Origin of the sequence: Bradyrhizobium sp. SZCCHNR1017 (assembly GCF_032381375.1) — a bacterium.
Taxonomy (GTDB): domain Bacteria; phylum Pseudomonadota; class Alphaproteobacteria; order Rhizobiales; family Xanthobacteraceae; genus Bradyrhizobium.
Genome location: NZ_JAUHIR010000005.1, coordinates 220,885 through 241,414, shown reverse-complemented (window position 1 = coordinate 241,414; position 20,530 = coordinate 220,885). Strand labels below are relative to the sequence as shown.

Annotated in this window: 19 protein-coding genes; 5 read left to right on the top strand and 14 right to left on the bottom strand. The window is 66.2% G+C overall.

Annotated features, from left to right (window positions below):
• Positions 1-27: 27 nt before the first annotated feature.
• The 9 genes from QW863_RS15610 to QW863_RS15570 form a co-directional block, all read right to left on the bottom strand.
• Positions 28-900, bottom strand: a complete 873-nt coding sequence (locus QW863_RS15610; RefSeq protein ID WP_315715649.1) for a helix-turn-helix domain-containing GNAT family N-acetyltransferase — start codon at positions 898-900, stop codon at positions 28-30.
• A gap of 244 nt (positions 901-1,144) precedes the next feature.
• The gene (locus QW863_RS15605; protein ID WP_315715648.1) at positions 1,145-2,080 is read right to left on the bottom strand and encodes a sugar-binding protein; all 936 of its coding nucleotides are present in this window, start codon (positions 2,078-2,080) and stop codon (positions 1,145-1,147) included.
• Positions 2,081-2,163: 83 nt separating this feature from the next.
• Positions 2,164-3,261: an ABC transporter permease gene (locus QW863_RS15600; protein WP_315751980.1), complete on the bottom strand. Its 1,098-nt coding sequence runs from the start codon at positions 3,259-3,261 to the stop codon at positions 2,164-2,166.
• Positions 3,261-4,016 carry an ATP-binding cassette domain-containing protein gene (locus QW863_RS15595; RefSeq protein ID WP_315768001.1) on the bottom strand — a complete coding sequence of 252 codons (756 nt, stop codon included), beginning with the start codon at positions 4,014-4,016 and terminating at the stop codon, positions 3,261-3,263. The genes QW863_RS15600 and QW863_RS15595 overlap by 1 nt, the downstream gene beginning before the upstream one ends.
• Before the next feature lie 46 nt (positions 4,017-4,062).
• Positions 4,063-5,385: a xylose isomerase gene (gene xylA / locus QW863_RS15590; protein ID WP_315767971.1), complete on the bottom strand. Its 1,323-nt coding sequence runs from the start codon at positions 5,383-5,385 to the stop codon at positions 4,063-4,065.
• A 4-nt stretch (positions 5,386-5,389) separates the two neighbouring features.
• The gene (xylB, locus tag QW863_RS15585) at positions 5,390-6,838 is read right to left on the bottom strand and encodes a xylulokinase (protein WP_315767967.1); all 1,449 of its coding nucleotides are present in this window, start codon (positions 6,836-6,838) and stop codon (positions 5,390-5,392) included.
• 118 nt (positions 6,839-6,956) lie between these two features.
• Entirely contained in the window at positions 6,957-7,985 is a 1,029-nt protein-coding gene (locus tag QW863_RS15580) for a LacI family DNA-binding transcriptional regulator (RefSeq protein WP_315767965.1), read from the bottom strand.
• Between the two features lie 322 nt (positions 7,986-8,307).
• Positions 8,308-9,480 carry a 4-hydroxybenzoate 3-monooxygenase gene (gene pobA, locus QW863_RS15575; protein WP_315767963.1) on the bottom strand — a complete coding sequence of 391 codons (1,173 nt, stop codon included), beginning with the start codon at positions 9,478-9,480 and terminating at the stop codon, positions 8,308-8,310.
• A 173-nt stretch (positions 9,481-9,653) separates the two neighbouring features.
• Positions 9,654-10,571 carry a helix-turn-helix domain-containing protein gene (locus QW863_RS15570; protein ID WP_315767961.1) on the bottom strand — a complete coding sequence of 306 codons (918 nt, stop codon included), beginning with the start codon at positions 10,569-10,571 and terminating at the stop codon, positions 9,654-9,656.
• A 133-nt stretch (positions 10,572-10,704) separates the two neighbouring features.
• Here QW863_RS15570 and QW863_RS15565 point away from each other — a divergent pair, with 133 nt between their 5' ends.
• Complete coding sequence (locus QW863_RS15565; RefSeq protein ID WP_315767959.1) at positions 10,705-11,868, top strand: cytochrome P450; 1,164 nt, start codon at positions 10,705-10,707, stop codon at positions 11,866-11,868.
• A 103-nt stretch (positions 11,869-11,971) separates the two neighbouring features.
• Here QW863_RS15565 and QW863_RS15560 read toward each other — a convergent pair whose 3' ends face one another.
• Complete coding sequence (locus QW863_RS15560; RefSeq protein WP_315767957.1) at positions 11,972-13,090, bottom strand: NADH:flavin oxidoreductase; 1,119 nt, start codon at positions 13,088-13,090, stop codon at positions 11,972-11,974.
• A gap of 181 nt (positions 13,091-13,271) precedes the next feature.
• Between QW863_RS15560 and QW863_RS15555 the strand changes: the two genes are divergently transcribed.
• On the top strand, positions 13,272-13,595 hold the full coding sequence (locus QW863_RS15555) for a winged helix-turn-helix transcriptional regulator (protein WP_409977936.1): 324 nt from the start codon (positions 13,272-13,274) through the stop codon (positions 13,593-13,595).
• A 20-nt stretch (positions 13,596-13,615) separates the two neighbouring features.
• Here QW863_RS15555 and QW863_RS15550 read toward each other — a convergent pair whose 3' ends face one another.
• Positions 13,616-15,100: an AMP nucleosidase gene (locus QW863_RS15550; RefSeq protein WP_315715638.1), complete on the bottom strand. Its 1,485-nt coding sequence runs from the start codon at positions 15,098-15,100 to the stop codon at positions 13,616-13,618.
• Positions 15,101-15,351: 251 nt separating this feature from the next.
• Between QW863_RS15550 and QW863_RS15545 the strand changes: the two genes are divergently transcribed.
• The 3 genes from QW863_RS15545 to QW863_RS15535 are packed head-to-tail and all read left to right on the top strand — an operon-like array spanning position 15,352 to position 18,252.
• Positions 15,352-16,197: a shikimate dehydrogenase gene (locus QW863_RS15545; RefSeq protein ID WP_315767954.1), complete on the top strand. Its 846-nt coding sequence runs from the start codon at positions 15,352-15,354 to the stop codon at positions 16,195-16,197.
• Between the two features lie 24 nt (positions 16,198-16,221).
• Positions 16,222-17,073: an amidohydrolase family protein gene (locus QW863_RS15540; RefSeq protein WP_315767952.1), complete on the top strand. Its 852-nt coding sequence runs from the start codon at positions 16,222-16,224 to the stop codon at positions 17,071-17,073.
• 24 nt (positions 17,074-17,097) lie between these two features.
• A complete protein-coding gene (locus tag QW863_RS15535) occupies positions 17,098-18,252 on the top strand; it encodes an ABC transporter substrate-binding protein (protein WP_315767950.1) in 1,155 nt (384 codons plus the stop codon).
• A 57-nt stretch (positions 18,253-18,309) separates the two neighbouring features.
• Here QW863_RS15535 and QW863_RS15530 read toward each other — a convergent pair whose 3' ends face one another.
• Genes QW863_RS15530 through ligA form a run of 3 tightly spaced genes read right to left on the bottom strand, consistent with a single transcriptional unit; the run spans position 18,310 to position 20,524 of the window.
• The gene (locus tag QW863_RS15530; protein ID WP_315715634.1) at positions 18,310-19,269 is read right to left on the bottom strand and encodes a Gfo/Idh/MocA family oxidoreductase; all 960 of its coding nucleotides are present in this window, start codon (positions 19,267-19,269) and stop codon (positions 18,310-18,312) included.
• Position 19,270: 1 nt separating this feature from the next.
• On the bottom strand, positions 19,271-20,134 hold the full coding sequence (locus QW863_RS15525) for a class III extradiol dioxygenase subunit beta (protein ID WP_315715633.1): 864 nt from the start codon (positions 20,132-20,134) through the stop codon (positions 19,271-19,273).
• Positions 20,135-20,524: a protocatechuate 4,5-dioxygenase subunit alpha gene (gene ligA, locus QW863_RS15520; RefSeq protein ID WP_257168873.1), complete on the bottom strand. Its 390-nt coding sequence runs from the start codon at positions 20,522-20,524 to the stop codon at positions 20,135-20,137.
• Positions 20,525-20,530: the final 6 nt, after the last annotated feature.

The window sequence follows — 20,530 nt, the reverse complement described above, 5'->3', positions numbered from 1 at the left end:
GGGCGCAGGCGCCGCGCGAGATCAATCTTAGAGCTGCTTCTCGAAGAACAGGTCCGGATAGGGATCGTCGTTGAAGCGGTCGATCTCCGTCCAGCCGGCGCGGCGATAGAGCTGGACGGCCTCGGCGAGCGCGCTGTTGGTGTCGAGGCGAAGAATGCTGATCGAGAGCGTGCGGGCAGCCTCTTCGGCCGCGTCCATCAGGCGGCGGCCGAGGCCGAGGCCGCGCGCGGCGGGCGCGACCCAGAGCCGCTTGATCTCGGCGACATCGCCGCCGCTGCCCTTCAGCCCGACACAGCCGAGCGGCAGGCCGTCGGACAACGCCACGAAGAAAGCCCCGCGCGGCGCCATCATGTCCAAGGCATCGGGATCGCGCGACAGCGACACATCGAAGCCGCGTTCGAAGCGCCGCGACAGCTCGGCGTAGTACTCGCCGAGGCAGTAGCGCGACTGCTCGCCGCGCGGATCAACCTCGTCGATGGCGATGCGGCTGCGTCCCAGCGCGGCCGCGACCAGGTCCATCGCCGCCAAGAGCGCTTCGGGCTGCCCGTGACGCGCCAGCATCGATTCGGCCTGAGCGTTGGAGAGCGTCTCATAGGCCTCGAATTCGCGCCGCCCGGCGGCTGTGAGCCTGGCGATGCGGCGGCGCGCGTCGTCGGGATGCGGCCTGGTCATCACCAGCCCCTCCTCCTCCAGGCTGCGCAGCAGCCGGCTCATCAGCCCGGAATCGAGTGCGAGATAGTCGCGCAGCTCGGCCACGTCGCTGCGGCCATGGCCGATTGCATTGAGCACGCGGGCCGCCCCGAGCGGCCGACCGCGCCCGAGGAACGAGGTGTCGAGCGCGCCGACCTCCGAGGTGACGGCGCGGTTGAAGCGGCGGACGCGGGAGATGGGGTCGAGCATAATATCTGACTTAAGTCAGATATTTCCGTCTGTCAATTGTGCCCGTAGTCGAGTGCAGGCGGCCGCTCCAGCCTCTGTCGTCATTGCCTGCGCAAGCAGGGCATCCAGTACGCCGCAGCGTTTCGATTGATCACAACCGTCATGTCCGGTCCGCGGGTACCAAAAGCATCCCCAAGCAAAAAAGGGCGGCCCAGCCGCCGGCCGAAGCCGGTTGCCGGACCGCCAGGTTTTCCCCGGGAGGAACTCAGTTCAAAAGCTTGGCGACGTTGTCCTTGGTGACGAGGTCGAGGCCGGTGTAGATCACCTCCGGCACCTTCTCGCCCTTCTTGATCGCGAGCAGCGTGTCCATCGCCTTCTCGCCCATCTCGAACGGACGCTGGCCGGTCAGCGCGTTGGAATAGCCGTCGCGCAGCAGCTCGAGCTGCATCTTCAGCGTATCGGCAACGACCAGCGTCAGCTTGCCAGCGTCGATGTCCTTGCGGTTCTTGTTGACGAAGGCCTTGTAGCCCTCGGGCGCGAACATCGGCCAGCCGCCGATCGGCACGATGGCGCCGAGATCCGGCGTCGCGGTGCGCAGATCGGCCATCTGCTGCACGGCGAGCGCGGGATCGTCGTTGCAGAAGGTCGGCGAGCCCGCCACTTCCGTCCACTTCGAGCCCTTCAGCGCCTCGCGCACGCCGTCGACGCGCTCGGCAAGGTTCTTGGCGCCGGGACCGCCGGAGACGACGGCGTACTTGCCGCCCTCAGGCCGGAGCTCGCGGAGCTGCTTGCCGAGCGCGAGGCCGAAGTCCTTGTTGTTGGTACCGATATAGGCAATGCGCTTCGAGCCCGGCGCATCGGCGTCGAAGGTGATGACGGGAATGCCGGCCGCCGTCGCCGCCTCGATCGATTTCGTCATCGATGGAACGTCGGCGACCGAGATGGCGAGGCCGTCGACCTTCTGGGTGATGAAGTCCTGGATGATCTGCGCCTGCGTGGCCGGCTCGTGCTCGACCGGGCCCTTGTAGATGCACTCGACATTGCCGAGCTCCTTGGCGCGCTTCAGACAGCCGTCGCGCGCGACGTCGAAGAACGGATTGTTCATCGCCTTCGGCACGATGGCGAAGCGGTATTTGGTCTCGGCCTGCGCCGGGGCCATCAAAATCGCGAGCGATGCGACCGCATAGAGCAGCTTCTTCATGGGTTTCCCTCCTCCATGTCTATCCCTGATCATTGTCTGTTCCGGGTGAGGATAGACGCGATTGTCACCCCGGCCAGTATTCGTCACAGCAGGCGCGCGCGGATACGATCCACAAGCACGGCGGCGATGATGATCACGCCGACCAGGGTCTGCTGCCAGTAGGAGTTGACCTGCGCCAGCACCAGCCCGTTACGGATCACCTCAAGCAGGACGCAGCCGACGATGGCGCCGAGCGGACCACCGAGACCACCGGCGAGGTTGGCGCCGCCGATCACGGCCGCGGCGATCACGTTGAGCTCGTAGGACGTCGCCATGTTCGCGGGCGCCGATCCGAGCCAGCCCGAGATGATGATGCCCTGCAGGCCGGCGGCAAGCGCGCCGATCACATAGACCTCGATCTTCACCCGGGGCACGGAGACGCCGGTGAGCTCCGCGGCCTTCTCGTTGCCGCCGATCGCGAACACGTGGCGGCCGAACGCGGTGTGGTGCAGCACCAGCGCCATCACCAGCGCCAGCACGATGAGATAGATGAAGGGCGCCGGCACGCCGTACACATCGCCCTGCGTCAGCGCATAGAAATAATCGGCGTCGGGGCCGCCGGGGAAGCTGCCCTTGCCGTTCGAGATCACGTAGCTGAGACCGCGCACGATCGACAGCATGCCGAGCGTGGTCACGAACGGCGACAGCCCGAGCAAGGCGATGCAGACGCCGTTGATCAGGCCGACGACCAGCGAAACCGCCAGGCCTGCCAGCACCGAGACGATCAGGATCAGGCCGGGCACGTTCGCGACCACGGTCTTGCCGTCCGCGGCGAGATGCACGAACAGCGACGACAGCGGCATCCCCGGCGTCGATAGCGTCGTCATCACCATCGAGGTGATCATCGCCGCGAAACACATCATCGAGCCGACCGACAGGTCGATGCCGCCGGTGATGATGACGAAGGTGATGCCGAGCGTCGCGATGGCGATGAAGGAGAAGTTCTTGGCGACGTTCTGCAGATTGCCTTCGGTCAGAAAATAGGGACTGGCGAAGCTCATCACGATGATGAGGGCGATGAGCGCCAGCGTAACGTAGGCCGTCTGCGAGGCGAATACGCCGCGGTGCCACCATCTGATGACGCCGACATTGGTGAAGGTGACGTCGGTGCCGGCGGAGCTGGTCTCGGATGGAACGGACATCACGCCGCCTCCTTGGCGCCAGTGATCAGCGCGGTCACTTCCTCGGGGCTGGTCTCGCCGACCGGCTTGTCGGCCTTCTTCTCGCCGCGGCGCATCACCACGACGCGATCGCACACCGCGAAGATGTCAGGCATGCGGTGCGAGATCAGGATGACGGCGATACCCTGTTCCTTCAGGCGATGGATCAGGCTCAGCACCTGCTCGACCTGGCGCACCGAGATCGCCGCGGTCGGCTCGTCCATCATCACCAGTCTGGCGTTGGACAGCCGCGTCCGCGCGATCGCCACCGCCTGGCGCTGGCCGCCCGACATGTCCTTGACGAGATCGTGCGGCCGCGTCTCGGAGCGCAGCTCGCGAAACAGCTCCAGCGCGCGCGCCTCCATGCCCTTGTGGTCGAGCAGCACCAGCGGGCCGAAATTGCGCTTCAGCTCGCGGCCGAGAAACACGTTGGCCGCTGCCGTGAGGTTGTTGGCGAGCGCGAGGTCCTGGTACACGACCTCGATGCCGACGCTGCGCGAATCCATCGGGCGATGGAAATGCACCTCGCGGCCGCCGAAATGGATCGTGCCCTGGCTCGGCGGAAAATTGCCGGCGATGATCCGCACCAGCGTGGACTTGCCGGCGCCGTTATCGCCCATCAGGCCGACGACCTCGCCGGAGCCGATCGAAAGATCCACGCCCTGCAGCGCGCGGATCGCGCCGAACTGCTTGCCGATGCCCTTCAGCTCAAGGACCGGCTGCGCGGCGGTGCTCATCACGGCGCGCTCAGCGTCATTCGTCATCGTGCGCAGGCTGCTGTCGTCAGACATAGCGGTTCACCACGCTTTCGAGATATTCCTGCCGGCCGGACCGCGGCTGCGGATCGAGGCCGGTGTTGACGGCGCGGTCGGCGAGCTCGGCGAGCGAGCGGCGGCCGGCGAGGATCGCCTGCCCCTCGTCGCCGTCCCAGCCGGCGTAGCGCCGCGCCAGCGGCGCGGTCAGCGCACTGTCGGTCAGCATCTCGTCGGCGGCGATCAGCGCCCGCGCGCAGGCATCCATCGAGCCGACATGGGCGTGCAGCAGGTCATCCGGATCGATCGACTGCCGGCGGATCTTGGCGTCGAAATTCAGCCCGCCCGTGGTGAAGCCGCCGCCCTTGAGCATGTCGTGGAACACCAGCGCCAGCTCCGGCACGTTCATCGCGAACTGGTCGGTGTCCCAGCCGAGCAGATCGTCGCCGCGGTTGATGTCGAGGGAGCCGAACACGCCGAGCGCCTGCGCCAGCGCGATCTCGTGCTGGAACGAATGACCGGCGAGGATGGCGTGGTTCTGCTCGATGTTGAGCTTGACGTCGTTCAAAAGGTCATAGCGCTGCAGGAAGCCGTAGCAGGTGGCGACGTCGAAATCATACTGGTGCTTGGTCGGCTCCTTCGGCTTCGGCTCGATCAGCAGCGGGCCCTTGAAGCCGATCTTGTGCTTGTGCTCGACGACCAGCGCGACGAAGCGGCCGAGCTGGTCGAGCTCGCGCTTCATGTCGGTGTTGAGCAGGGTCTCGTAGCCCTCGCGGCCGCCCCACAGCACGTAGTTGGCGCCGCCGAGACGATGCGTCACCTCGAGTGCGGCACGCACCTGTCCCGCCGCGTAGGTGAACACGTCCGGATCCGGATTGGTCGCGGCGCCCGCCATGTAGCGGCGATGCGAGAACAGATTGGCGGTGCCCCACAGCAGCCGCACCTTGGCAGACGCCATCTTCTGCTCGAACAGATCGCCGATCGCATTGAGATTGGCAACCGACTCCTTCAGCGTCGCGCCTTCCGGCGCCGCATCGACGTCGTGGAAGGTGAAGAACGGCACGTCGAGCAGCCGGAACAACTCGAACGCCACGTCGGCCTTGGCCCGCGCCATCGCCATCGCGTCGTCGCCATGCTGCCACGGCCGCAGGAAGGTCTCGCCGCCGAACGGATCGCTGCCCGGCCAGCAGAACGAATGCCAGTAGCAGACCGCGAAGCGCAGATGATCCTCCATCCGCTTGCCCCGGATGACGCGATCCTTGTCGTACCAACGGAACGACAGCGGGCTGCGTGACTCGGGCCCGCCATAGCTGACGGTCGCGCCGGTCTGGAAGAAGGGGGCCTGGACGTTCACGACGTTACTCCTTGAGAGCAGGATAGAGCTTGCGCCATTGCGCGTAGGCGGCGTCATATGCCGCACGCTGCGGGGCGCGGGGTTCGAAACTCTGCAGCCGCTGCGGCTTGCGGCAGACATCGGCCGGTGCTGCGCCGGTCGCGGCAAGACGGCCGAGCCGCGCGGCGCCGATGGCGGCGCCGACCTCGCCCTCCTCGACCCGGTGCACGGTGACGCCAAGCACGTCGGCCATGATCTGCGCCCACAACAAAGAGCGCGAGCCGCCGCCGACGAGATCGAGCTCTGTGATCGGCTGCGCGCTGCGCGCGAGCGCGGCGAACATGTCGCGTGAGGCAAACGCCACGCCCTCCAGCACCGCCTGCACGAGATCACCGCGGCCGGCTGCGCTGCGCAGGCCGACCAAGGCGCCGGCGGCATGGGCATCGTTGTGCGGCGTGCGCTCGCCGTCGAGATAAGGCAGGAACTGCACCGGGCTCGGTCGTTCGACGCTGATACCGAGCGGCGCCAGCAGCGCGGCTTCCGGCGCCTCGAGAAGGCGCGCCAGCCACGCCAGCGAGGCCGCGGCCGACAGCATCACGCCCATCTGATGCCAGAGACCGCCGAGCGCATGGCAGAACGCATGCACGGCCGCTTCCGGCGCTGGCGCGAAGCGGTCGGTCACCCGGAACAGCACGCCTGATGTGCCGAGCGACAGGAAGGCATCGCCGGGCGTGATGGCGCCGAGCCCGATTGCGCTCGCCGCGTTGTCGCCCGCGCCGCCCGCGATCACGACGTCAGCCCCCATGCCCCAGCGCCGCGTCAGCTCGGGCGACAACACGGCGCTGCGCTCGTTGCCCTCGACGAGGCGCGGCATGTGATCGAGACCGAGCCCGGTCGCCGCCAGCAGTTTCTCCGACCAGCGCCGCGCGCCGACATCGAGCCACAGGGTGCCCGCCGCATCCGACATGTCCTCGACCATCTCGCCGGACAGCCGATAGCGCACATAGGCCTTCGGCAGCAGCACCTTCGCGACCTCGGCAAATATCTTCGGCTCGTGCTTCGCCACCCAGACGAGCTTCGGCGCGGTGAAGCCGGGCATCGCGAGGTTGCCGGCGATGGCGTGCAGTTCGGGACAGCGGCGTTCGAGCTCGGCGCATTCGGCCTGCGAGCGGCCGTCATTCCAAAGGATCGCTGGCCGCAGCGGCCGACCGGTGCGGTTCAGCAAGGTCGCGCCGTGCATCTGGCCGGACAGGCCGATGCCGCTGACGGCAGCGGTCTCGCGCGGACGCTCCCGCGCGAGATCATCGACCGCGCCGATGACGGCCTCGACCCAGTGATCCGGATTCTGCTCGGACCACAGCGGCTGCGGATGCGACAGCGCCAGCGGCCGCGCGGCGCTCGCGATCAGCGCGCCCGTCTCGTCCTCCAGCACGGCCTTCACGCCGGATGTGCCGACATCCAGTCCGAGAAACACGTCTCCACTCCTCCCACCGACCGCAAGGCGCTTCGGCGATCTGCCGTCGCCTCGAAACCAGCACCTCGGTCTCTTCTCATTCCGTGCTCAGGCCGACCGCGTCATCGCGGCCATCCGCTCACGGCAGATTGTCCCGCATCACGATGTCGATGCGGATCGTCTCCTGTTCGCTCAGGATCGGCTCGCCGCGCGCCAGCGCCAGGAGCACGCGCACCGCGGAGCGCGCCTCGTGTCCCGGGTTCTGCGAAATCGCCGCGTCCATCACGCCGTTCAACAGCAGCTTGCGCGTCAGTGCCGTCACGTCGTGGCCGACGAACACGATGTCGTCGGCGCGCCCCGACTCGGTCAGCGCCTTGGCGACGCCGGCCGTGCCAGCGCCGACATTGTAGAGCCCGACGATGTCGCGATGCTCGGTCAGCAGCTTGCGCATGAGGTGCTCTGAGCGATCGTCCACGTCATGCCCCTCAGCGACCGGCAAAACCTCAAGTTGCCGAAACTCCGCCGCCAGGACCTGGCCGAAGCCGAAGATGCGCTCGGCATGATCGCGCAGGCTTTGCGAGCCGGCCATGATCGCGACCCGCCCCGCCCTGCCACCGGCGAAGCGTCCGACCAGCGCGCCCGCGGTGCGGCCGGCGGCGATGTTGTCGATGCCGACATAATGATGCCGTCGCGACGACGGCACGTCCGACACCAGCGTCACCACCTTGGCGCCGGACTCGACGAGATCGTTGATCGCCGCGCGCACGCTCGGATGATCGAGCGCCACCACCGCGACGCCGTCGACCTGACCGACGAGCTGCTCGAGCTTCGCGGCCAGCACGGCCGCATCGAACACGTCCGTCGTGACCACATCGACCGTGAGCCGGCGCGCGGCCATCCAGCTCGTCAGATCGCCGAGATGCGCCTGAATCTGCTGCATGAAGGGATTGGCGCCGGACGGCATCACGAAGGCAAAGCGCCGCGCGCGGGCACGGGCGAGTTCGGAGGCCGCCGCATGCGGCTGGAACGCGCTGCGCTCCATCGCGTCCTTGACGCGTCGCACCGTATCCGGGCGCACGCCCGGCCGGTTGTGCAGCACGCGATCCACAGTGGCGAGGCTCACGCCCGCCTGCCGCGCAATATCCCGCAATGTCAGCGGCGCGTTCATGCTCCTCCCCTTTGGGTTGAGGACCATAGCGCGGTTTTTGAGGTACGCAACTCATTTTTGAGGGCGGGCGGGGAAGCCGACAGACTGAGGCAGCCGGCGCCAATCCCGACAGCGCGTCCCGGATCGTTTGCCCCCTCCATCTCGAGCTGAGCGAAGTTGCACCAGCCGAAGCAGCCGCAGGCGGATGGGCACAAAGCCAATCGCCAGCCTGCCTCAAACCGCTCCCTGGGTATGGGTCCCGGCGTTCGCCGGGACGACAGCGAGGCTACTGATGCGTGGTGCCATCAGGCAGCGCAGGCGAACTGCGTCGCGTTGACCTCGCTCAGAACGGCAGCCCGACATAGTTCTCCGCCAGCGACCGCTGCGCGGCCTCGGACGAGAACAGATAGGCGAGCTCGGTGTCCTGCAGTCTGTCGTCGTAGGACAGCCGGTCGGGGAAACGATGCAAGAGCGTCGTCATCCACCAGGAGAAGCGCTGCGCCTTCCAGATCCGCGCCAGCGCCCGCTGCGAGTAGCCGTCGATGCCGCGATCGTCGCCTTTCTTGTAGTGGTCGAGCAGCGCGTGATAGAGATAATAGATGTCGGACGCAGCCGAGTTCAGCCCGCGCGCGCCGGTCGGCGGCACGATATGGGCGGCGTCGCCGGCCAGGAACAGCCTGCCGTAGCGCATCGGCTCCGCGACGAAGCTGCGCAGCGGCGCGATGCTCTTCTCGATCGACGGTCCGGTGATCAGACGGCCAGCGATCTCCGCCGGCAGCCGGCGCTTCAGCTCCTCCCAGAACGCGTCGTCGCTCCAGTCCTCGACCTTGTCGGTGAGCGGCACCTGGACATAGTACCGGCTCAGCACCTGCGAGCGCAGCGAGCACAGCGCAAAGCCGCGCTCGTGCTTGGCATAGATCAGCTCCGGCGACACCGGCTTGGTGCGCGACAGCACGCCGAGCCAGCCGAACGGGTACACCCGCTCGTATTCCGTCAGCTTGTCGTGCGGGATCGACTTGCGGCTGACGCCATGAAAGCCGTCGGCGCCGATGATGTAGTCGCAGTCGATGCGGACGACCTCCTCGTCCTGACGGTAGGTGACGTAGGGCTTGTCGGAGGCAATGTCGTGCGGCGTCACGTCGGTCGCGTTGTGCACGACCTTGCCGCCGAGCTTGTCGCGGGCCTCGTAGAGATCGCGCGTCAGCTCGGTCTGGCCGTAGACCATCACCGAGTTGCCGCCGGAATATTTGTGCAGGTCGACACGGTCGAGCTTGCCGTCATGGGCGATGTAGAAACCGTGATGGATCTCGCCCTCGCGGTCCATGCGCTCGCCGCACTGCGCCTCGCGCATCAGCTCGGCAAAGCCGTGCTCGAGCACGCCGGCACGGATGCGCGACAGCACGTAGTCGCGGCTGGATTTCTCCAGGATGATCGTATCGATGCCCTGCAGATGCAGGAGCTGCGACAGCATCAGGCCCGACGGGCCTCCGCCGATGATGCAGACTTGGACTTTCATGGGCGTGTTCTCCCGGATTCGCAGACGCAGGCTTGTTTGGGTATGCTTTTCAGTCGCGGATTTTAGCAAGGAATGCGCAGGGATCACTTGGATGGACGCGGCATTCTCTTGCACTTTTCCGACACCATGCCGCGATGCACAACGAACGCCGCAATGGTATGGGGCGGCGCCGATCAGCCTGCCGGCGGCGCGTCGTCTCCGACGCCCATCGCACGGCGATAGTCGCGCGGGCTCGCCCCGGTGTGCCGCTTGAAGAAGCGGCAGAAATAGGCCGGGTCCTTGAAACCGAGCTCGAACGCCAGCTTCGACACCGGCGCCGCAATATAGGTGAGCCGCCGGCACGCCTCGCGCGCGAGACGCGCATGCACGATGTCGAGCGCCGACTGGCCGGTCTCGGCCCGCGTCAACCGATTGAGCCGCTCCGGCGTCATGCCGAGTTCGTCGGCGTAGCGCGCCACCGACCAGTGATCGCGGTGATGCGCCTCGACCAGCACGATGAAGCGGGTGAACAGCGCCGCATGCCCGCTGCCGCGCCGCGCGCCTTGCGACTGCCGCGCGCTCTGCTGCGCCAGCCGCCACACGATCGAGCGTCCGAGCCAATGCGGCACCGGCGAGGCCGCGGAATCTGCCGCGGCGAACTCGTCGGCGAGGTCGACGAACAGCGCGGCGATGCGCCGCGTCGCGACCGCCTGCGCGTCGAGATGCAGGATTTGCGGCGCTGCAAACAAGTCGCGCAACGCCTCGCCGGTCGCCGGGACGTCGCCCTCCACCACCGCCCGCGGATTGAACGTCAGCACATAGCCGTCGGTGTCGCGCGAGAAGCGGAAGGCATGGACGACGCCGGGGGGAATGATCACGGCGACCGGGCCGGTACAGCGCTCGCGGCTTTCGTCCAAGGCGATCTCGGCCGGACCGGCAGCGACCCAGAGGATCTGGTGGAGGCCATGATGGGTGTGCGCCTCGATCTCCCAGCGATACAGCTTGCTGCGCACCTGGATCGGCTCGACATGCAGCATGTCCGGCTGCGCGGCCGACGCTTCGCCGTACAGCGCGAACGCGGGGATCGACGGCTTGGTGCGAAAGCGGGGCATGAGCGAGAGCTAACCCTGAATGTCGGAAAAGTACAAGTCTTGGCCGGCTTTCGTGTCTCACGCCGCGGCCAAGGCTCGGCTAGATCAGTGAAAAGAACAACAACGACCACACTCAATGGAGAGGAGGCCCAACATGTTCGCGTTCGACCCGTATTCGCCTGCGGTCGATGCCGACCCGTTCCCGTTCTACAAGACGCTGCGCGACGAGCACCCCTGCTTCTGGAGTCCGCAGGCCCAGGTGTGGATCCTGTCGCGCTATGCCGATGTGGCGGCGGCTGGAACGAACTGGCAGACCTATTCGTCGGCCAAGGGCAACCTGATGACCGAGCTGCCGAACCGTGCCGGCGCGACGCTCGGCACCACCGACCCGCCACGCCACGACCGGCTGCGCGGCCTCGTCCAGCACGCCTTCATGAAGCGCAATCTGGAGAGCCTGTCAGGCCCGATCCGCGACATCGCGCGCGACTGCGCCGAGGCGCTGCGCGGCCAGGACCGGTTCGACTTCATCGAGGCATTCTCGTCGAAATTCACCGTGCGCGTGTTGTTCGCCGCGCTCGGCCTGCCGCTCGGCGACGAGCAGACGGTGCGCGACAAGGCGGTGCTGATGGTGCAGAGCGATCCGGTGAGCCGCGCCAAGGGACCGCAGCACATCGCAGCCTACAACTGGATGCAGGACTATGCGGCCGGCATCATCGCGGAGCGCCGCGCGCGGCCGCAGAACGACCTGATCTCGCACTTCAGCATGGCCGAGATCGACGGCGACAAGCTCGACGAGCGCGAGGTGCTGCTGACGACGACCACGCTGATCATGGCCGGCATCGAGTCGCTCGGCGGTTTCATGACGATGCTGGCGTATAATCTCGCCGATCACGCGGAGGCGCGCCGGGCGGTCGTCGCCAATCCCGACCTGATGGCGGACGCCGTGGAAGAGTCACTGCGCTACAACACCTCGGCGCAGCGCTTCCGCCGCTGCCTGCAGAAGGACGTCACCCTGCACGGCCAGACCATGCGCGAGGGCGATTTCGTCTGCCTCGCCTACGGCTCCGCCAACCGCGACGAGCGGCAGTTTCCCAATCCGGATGTTTATGACATCAGGCGCAAGCCACGCGGCCATCTCGGCTTCGGCGGCGGCGTGCACGCCTGTCTGGGATCGGCGATCGCGCGCATGGCGATCAAGATCGCGTTCGACGAGCTGCACAAGGTCGTGCCGGACTATCGCCGCACCCAGGAGCAACTGCCCTGGATGCCGTCTTCGACCTTCCGCAGCCCGATGTATCTCGAGCTGACGGTGCATTAGTCATCGCGAGGACTAATGGCAGGCTCGAGCTCGCGCCTCGCTGACGGTACGCCCCCTCGCCCCGCTTACGCCGGACGAGGGGCACCAACGGGTCTACAAGAGCTCAAACCAGCGCGCCGAGATCCGCTGCGCTGAAGCCCTTCAGGCCCGCCTTGTCGCCGGCCTTGATCTTGGCAACCCATTCGGCATCGCTGATCAGCGCGCGGCCGACCGCAATGAGGTCGAACTCCTCCTTGGCCATGCGCTCCAGCAGCGCATCGAGATCGGCCGTCGTCGACGGCTTGCCGGCGAAGGCCGAGAAGAATTCATCGGACAAGCCGACCGAGCCGACGCTGATGGTCGCAGCGCCCGTGATCTTCTTGGCCCAGCCGGCGAAGTTCAGGCCCTTCTCGCCGTCGACGTCCGGGAATTCCGGCTCCCAGAAGCGGCGCTGCGAGCAGTGCAGGATGTCGACGCCGGCCGCGACCAGCGGCTGCAGCCAGTCGGCCATCAGCGCCGGCGTCTCGGCGAGGCGCGCCGCATAGTCCTGCTGCTTCCACTGGCTGACGCGCAGGATGATCGGGAAATCGGGACCCACCGCCTTGCGGATCGCGGCGACGATCTCGCCGGCAAAGCGGGAGCGCTCCTTGATGGTGGCGCCGCCATAGCGGTCCTCGCGCTGGTTGGTGCCGGACCAGAAGAACTCGTCGACCAGATAGCCGTGCGCACCATGGATCTCGACGGCGTCGAAGCCCGTGCGCTTGGCGTCGGCCGCGGCTTGCGCGAATGCGGCAACGGTGTCGGCGATGTCGTTCTCGGTCATCGCGTTGCCGCGCGGCTTGCCGGGCGCAACCAGCCCGGATGGGCTCTCGACCGGCGCATCGGGCTCCCAGCGGCTCATGCCCTTGGTCGAGCCGGTGTGCCAGATCTGTGGCGCGATGCGGCCGCCGGCGGTGTGCACGGCGCTCGCCACGTTCTGCCAGCCCGCCAGCGCGGCATCGCCGTGGAAGAAGGGAATATTGGGCTCGTTGCGCGAGGCCGGGCGGTTGACGACCGTGCCCTCGGTGAGGATCAGCCCCACGCCACCTTCGGCGCGGCGGCGGTAATAGGCAGCGTTGGCCTCGCCGGGAACGCCGTTCGGCGCGGCGTTGCGGGTCATCGGCGCCATGACGATGCGGTTCTTCAGCTCCAGCGACTTCAGGCGAAACGGACGAAACAGCACGCTGGTATCGAGGTCGGACATTCAGGGGGCTCCATTGCGTTCGGAACCGCTCCAGTATACTTCGTAAACCTGAAGTCAATCAGGCACCCGAAGTCGCTCAGGTATATCGGAGGAAACTGCTGTCGTGACCGCCGCATCAACATCACAGAGCGCCCCGCTCCGCTGCAAGCCGCAGCACTTCTCGTCGGAATGCCCGAGCCGGGTGCTGATCGACCAGATCGCCGACAAATGGTCGATGATGGTGCTGGCCGTGCTGGACTCCGGTCCACTGCGCTTCAACGCGATCAAGAAGCAGCTCGAGGGCGTCACCCAGAAGGCGCTGACGCAATGCCTGCGCCGGCTCGAGCGCAACGGCCTCGTCGCCCGCGAGGTGATCGCGGACTCGCCGGTCGCGGTTCAGTACGAGATCACGCCGCTCGGCCGTACCCTGCAGCCCCCGTTCCGCGCGCTCTATGCCTGGACCATCGCCAAGATGCCGGAGGTCGAGCAGGCGCGGCAGGCCTTCGACGAGCGCCGGAGTCGCTAATCCCAGGCGGCCAAAGGCCGCTACTGGAAGGCCACCTCCGCGAAGCTGCGCAGCTTGCGCGAATGCAGCCGCTCCGACTCCTGATGCTTCAAGAGCTCCAGCGCCTTCAGCCCGATCTGGAGATGCTGGCCGACACGCTGGCGATAGAAGTCGCTCGCCATGCCGGCGAGCTTGATCTCGCCATGCAACGGCTTGTCGGAGACGCAGAGCAAGGTGCCGTAGGGCACGCGGAAACGATAGCCGTTGGCGGCGATTGTGGCCGACTCCATGTCGAGCGCGATGGCGCGCGACTGCGAGAGGCGATGGATCACGGCCGGGCCGGAGATCTCCCAATTGCGGTTGTCGACGCTGGCCACGGTGCCCGTGCGCATCACCCGCTTCAGCTCGAACCCGGAATAGCCGGTGACCGTCTCCACGGCCTCCTCGAGCGCGACCTGCACCTCGGCGAGCGCCGGGATCGGCACCCAGGGTGGCAGCTCCTGGTCGAGCACATGGTCCTCGCGGACATAGCCGTGTGCCAGCACGTAATCGCCGAGCCGCTGCGTGTTGCGCAGCCCCGCGCAGTGGCCGACCATCAGCCAGGCATGCGGCCGCAGCACCGCGATGTGGTCGGTGACGTTACGCGCGTTCGACGGACCGGTACCGATGTTGATCAGCGTGATGCCCTGGTGCCCCGGCTCGACGAGATGAAGCGCCGGCATCTGCGGCGTGCGCGCCGGCGCGGAGCCGGTGGTGCCGCCGCCGAGACGGGCATTGCGGGTGATGACGTTGCCCGGCTCGACGAAGGCCTCGGCTGCGCCCTGCCCGGCCGCCAGTTGCTGGCGGCCCCAATCCGCGAAGGCGTCGACATAGAACTGGTAGTTCGTGAAGATCACGAAGTTCTGGAAATGGTCGGGATCGGTCCCGGTGTAGTGATAGAGCCGGCGCAGCGAGTAGTCGACGCGCGCGGCGCGAAACAGCGACAGCGGCTCGGGCATGCCGGGCTTCAGTCCGAGCGTGCCGTCGGCGATCGCATCGTCCATGGTCGCAAGATCCGGAGCGTCGAACACGTCGCGCAGCGAGCGCGTCACCAGCGGGCTCTCGTGGTGCGGAAGCGCCGTCTCGATGTTGATGTCGCGGCGATAGGCGAAATGCACCGGGATCGGCTCGGCCGACTCGCCGATCTCGACCGGCACGCCATGATTCTCGATCAACAGGCGGATCTGCTCGGTCAGGTACGAGCGGAACAGGTCCGGCCGCGTGACGCTGGTCTCGTGCACGCCGGGCCCCGCGACGAAGCCATAGGCGAGACGCGAGTCGAGCCGGGCGTGACTTGCGGTGGTCAGCCGCACGAAGGGATAGGTCGCGCGGATCCGTGTCGCCGGCACGACGCCGTTGGCATAGGCCTCGAAATGGCCGCGCAGGAAAGCGGTATTGCGCTCGTAGATCTCTTCGAGCCGGGCCACCGCGGCGGCCGCGTCGGTGAAGGTTTCTGTTGCCACGGGTGGCGGAGATTGGACAGTCAATGGCGATCCTTTGTATCCGGCGGACGGTCGTCGAGGCAGACTTGCGCAATCATAGAAATCACCCCTGGCTTTGCCCAGGGGGGCGGGTCACGCGACGACGCCCATGAACTGGACGTTGAGCCATGATGCGCTGCATTGCGACAAGGATTTGTGGCCGAATGTTTCAATTGCCTGTGCGCGTCATTGCTCATAAGACGGTTTCACATTGGCCGGAACAGGTCGATATCTGAAAAGGGAGGTCATCGCGCAGCATGTCGCAAGCGAATGGATTCGGATTGGCTGGCGTCATCGGCATGCCCGTCGCTCACTCCCGCTCGCCCACGATCCACAATTTCTGGCTCAATGCGCACGGCCTGCGCGGCGCCTACGTCCCGCTCGCGGTTCAGCCGGAGCGGCTGAAGGATGCGCTGGCTGGGCTGGTGGCGCTCGGATTCCGCGGCTGCAACGTGACCATGCCGCACAAGCAGACGGCGATGCCGCTGCTGCACCGGGTCAACGACACCGCACGACGCATCGGCGCCGTGAACACGATCGTGGTCGAAGCGGATGGCACGCTGAGCGGCTTCAACAATGACGGCAACGGCTTTGTCCAGAGCCTGCGCGATGCCAGGCCGAACTGGCGCGCCGACGAAGGCCCTGTTCTCTTGCTTGGGGCCGGCGGTGCAGCGCGCGCGGTCGTTGTGGCGCTGCTGGAGAATGGTGCCCGCGACATCCGCATCTGCAACCGCACCACCGAGAAGGCGCAGGCCATCGCAGCCGAATTCGGGACGGCCATCATCAGCACGGTGGCGTGGGATGATCGTTCGGCGGCAGTCGCCGATGTCGCGCTGCTCATCAACAGCACCGATCGCGGCATGATCGGAAAGCCCGCACTGGAGATCGATCTGGGACGACTGTCCGCGAAGACGCTCGTCGCGGACCTGATCTACACACCGCTCGAAACGCCCTTCCTGGTGGACGCGCGCGGGCGCGGCTGCACGACGGTGAACGGGCTCGGCCTGCTGCTCAACCAGGCCCGCCTCGCCTTCGAGGCCTGGTTCGGGGTTCTGCCCGACGTCACGCCCGAACTGATCAAGGCGATTCAGGCGACGTTCTGAACGTCGGTCAGAGAGGGCTCGACCATGGCACTTCCGGTAGGCCCCAGGATCGATTGCCACATCCACACCATCGATCCCGCGCGCTTCTCCTACGCGCCGGATACGCCCTATCGTCCGACCGGCCAGGAAATCGCGCCCGCCGCGCATCTCATTCGCGTGCTCGACGTCTTCGACGTCCGGCACGCGCTGATCGTCGCGACCAATTCCGGCTATGGCTCCGACAGCCGCATCCTGCTCGACACACTCAGGCTCGGAAATGGCAGGTTCAAGGGCGTCGCGGTCGTCGAGAAGGACGTCGACATCGGGGAACTGGAGCGGTTGAAGGCCGCAGGCGTCATCGGCGTCGCCTTCAACGTGCCGTTTCATGGCACCAACTATTACCGTGACGCCGCGCCGCTGCTGGACAAGCTGACCGACCTCGATCTGTTTCTGCAGGTCCAGGTCGAGCAGGATCAGTTGCTCGACCTGCTGCCCCTCATCGAGCGGTCGACGGTCCGCCTCGTGTTCGATCACTGCGGCCGGCCTGCCGTGGAGCATGGGCTGCAACGCCCATCCTTCCAGGCCTTGCTCGCGCTCGGCCGCGACCGCGACGCGCATGTGAAGCTGTCCGGCTACTACAAATTCGCGCGCCAGCCCTATCCGTACGCCGACACGTGGCCATTCATCGCCGCGCTGGTCGAGGCCTTCACGCTCGATCGCTGCGTGTGGGGCTCCGATTGGCCGTTCCTGCGCGCGCCCGAACGCCTCGACTACGGGCCGCTGCTGGCCGGCATTACCGAGATCTTTCCGGACCCGGACGATCAGCACCGGCTGCTATGGCGAACGCCGTCGCGACTACTGGGTTTTGCAGAGGCACCCGCAAGTTCATCATCATAAGCAAAAAACAATCGGGAGGACGTCATGAGGCATCTGGGAAGATTGAGCGGCTTGGCGGCCGCCATGTCATTGTGGACGGGTTTGGCCTGGGCAGAGAACACCGTCTACATTCCCGATGTCGTCGAGCTGTCCGGCCCCGGAGCCGTGTCGGGCACGAACTGGCGCGATGGCGTCGCCCTGGCGGTCGACGAGATCAACAATGCCGGAGGCATTCTCGGCCGCAAGATTGCGACCGAGCACCTCGACACCCAGAGCAATCCCGGCGTCTCCCGGGCCCAGGTGCAGAAGGTGCTCGATCGCGAGCCCTATGTGGTGCTGGGGCCGATCTATTCGGGCTCGGTCAAGGTCAACATGGCGCTGACGCAGCAGGCCGAGGTGCCGCAGATCGTCGGTGCCGAGGCCGCCGATATCACGACGCAAGGCAATCCCTGGATCTTCCGCACCGCCTTCGGCCAGCAGTTCAGCATGCCGAAGATCGCCAACTATCTGCATGACCAGCTGAACGTGAAGTCCGTCGCGGTGGTCTGGGTGAACAACGATTTCGGCAAAGGCGGCCGCGACAGCTTCGTCAAGGAGATGAAGGCCCGCGGCATCGACGTCGTGTCCGACCTGTCGACCGAGCAGGGCCAGGTCGATTTCGGCTCCGACGTCATCAAGCTGAAGAACGTCAAGGCCGACGCGATCTTCGTCTACACCAACGAGGAAGAAAGCGCGCGTTTCCTGATCGAGGCCAAACGTCAGGGATTGTCGGTGCCGCTGTTCGGAGAGACGACGCTGCTCAGCCAGAAGGTCGTGGAGCTCGCAGGCCCCGCCGCCAACGGCGTGCGCGGCCATGTCGGCCTGAGCGCGGATGCGCCGGTCCCAGCCATCCAGGCCTTTGCGAAGAAGTTCAACGAGCGCTACCGCTATTGGCCCGACCATAACGGCATCAAGGGCTATACCGCGGTCTATCTCGTCAAATACGTGACCGAGATGATCGGCAAGTTCGACGGCCACGCTTTCGGCGCCACCATGAAGGGATTGACGCTGACGCCGGACAAGGCGCCGGGCATGCTGATGGAGGCAAGCTGGGACCAGAACGGCGACATCGACCGTGAGAGCTTCCTGGCCGAGATCGTCGACGGCAAGCAGAAGATCGTCGCGACGCTGCCGAAGCTGAAGCCGTCCAAGGCGCCGTAGATCTGCGCCATCGTAGAAACCTCCTCACGCGCAACGCGCGCGAGGAGGGAAGAAGTATCAGCCCTTGGCGAGCTGCACGTCGAGATCGTGCAGCACCTGGTAGCAGGGCAGCACCTGGGCAACGGAGGCGTTGGGCTCGCGGCCCTCGCGGATCGCGGCGAAGAACTCGCGGTCCTGCAGCTCGATGCCGTTCATGGAGACGTCGACCTTGGAGACGTCGATCTTCTCTTCCTTGCCGTTCACCAGATCGTCGTAGCGGGCGATATAGGTGCCGGTGTCGCCGATGTAGCGGAAGAAGGTGCCGAGCGGGCCGTCATTGTTGAACGACAGCGACAGCGTGCAGATCGCGCCATTGGCGGCCTTGAGCTGGATCGACATGTCCATGGCGATGCCCAGGGTCGGGTGGATCGGACCCTGGATCGCATTGGCCTTCACGATCGGCGAGCCCGCCTGATAGGCGAACAGGTCGACGGTGTGGGCGGCGTGGTGCCACAGCAGATGGTCGGTCCAGCTGCGCGGCTGGCCCAGCGCGTTCATGTTGGTGCGGCGGAAGAAGTAGGTCTGCACGTCCATCTGCTGGATGTGGAATTCGCCGGCCTTGATCTTCTTGTGCACGAACTGGTGGCTGGGATTGAAGCGGCGGGTGTGGCCGCACATAGCGACCAGCTTGGTCTCCTTCTGCAGCTCCACCACCTGCTGCGCGTCCTTCAGCGAGTCGGCGAGCGGAATCTCGACCTGGACATGCTTGCCGGCCTTGAGGCAGTCGATCGCCTGCGCCGCATGCATCTGGGTCGGCGTGCAGAGGATGACGGCATCGACCTCCGGCAGCTTGAGGCTGTTGGCGAGCTCGGTCGAGACGTGCTTGATGCCGTATTTGTCGGCGACTTCCTTGGTCTGGTCGAAGCGGCGGCCGACCAGCGACACCACCTCGACCCCGTCGATGTTCTTGATGCCGTCGAGATGCTTGATGCCGAAGGCGCCGGCGCCGGCGAGCGCGACCTTGATGGTCTTGGCCATATCAGTTGTTCTCCAGGATCAGATGGCCGACGGCCGTGTTGCTCGCCGGCACATGATAGAAGCGGTGACGCACGGTCGGCGCGTTGCCCTTCTTGGTCTCGTTGACGTCGCTCATGGCGCCGCGCGCGATCAGCCACATCACGAGCTCGATGCCCTCGCTGCCGGCCTCGCGGACGTACTCGATATGCGGCACCTTGGACAGGCCTTCCGGATCGTTGATCAGCTTGTCCAGGAACATGTTGTCCCATTCGCGATTGATCAGGCCGGCGCGCGGCCCCTGCAGCTGGTGGCTCATGCCGCCGGTGCCCCAGATCTGCACGTTGAGCGGCTCGTCATAGCTCTCGATCGCCTTGCGGATCGCCTTGCCGAGCATGAAGCAGCGGCGGCCGGACGGCACCGGATATTGCACGACGTTGACGGCGAACGGGATCACCGGGCACGGCCAGGCATCGACCTGGCCGAAGATCAGGCTGAGCGGCACGGTGAGGCCGTGATCGACGTCCATCTTGTTGACGATGGTGAGGTCGAAATCGTCCTGGATCACCGACTGCGCGATGTGCGCGGCGAGCTTCGGATGCCCGATCACCTTGGGGACCGGGCGCGGGCCCCAGCCCTCGTCGGCCGGCTGATATTCAGCCGCGGTGCCGATCGCGAACGTGGGAATCATGTCCAGGCTGAAGGCGGTCGCATGGTCGTTGAAGACCAGGAATACGACGTCCGGCTTCTGCTCCTTCTCCCACTGCTTGGCGAAGTCGTAGCCGGCGAAGACCGGCTTCCAATAATCCTCGCCGGTCTTGCCGAGGTCGAGGGCTGCGCCGATCGCCGGGACGTGCGAGGTGAAGACGCTTGCGGAGATATGGGCCATTTACTTCTTCTCCCCGGTGTAGCGGTTGCCCTCGACCGAGCGGCCGCCCTTGATCATCATCTCGCGGTACTGGTCCTCGGTCATGCCGGTCATGCTGCCCGCCATCTGCTGAAAGCTCTTGCCGTCGGTCGCGCCGATCTTGGCGAGGAAGTAGATGTTGCCGCCGAGCGCAATGCAGCGGTTGAGGTCGCGGTCGAGCACGGCCTGCTTCTGCTCCTCGCTCATCGGCCATTCGTCGAGATAGGCGCGCTCATTGGCCTTGAAGCGGGCGCGGTTCTCCGCCTTCATCAGGGACATGCAGAACTGGTTGAGGTGATAGCCCATCCGCGACATGTCCGCGTCGAAGATGGTCGTGCCGGGAACGTCGGTATAGGGTTTGTCGAGCGACATCGCTTC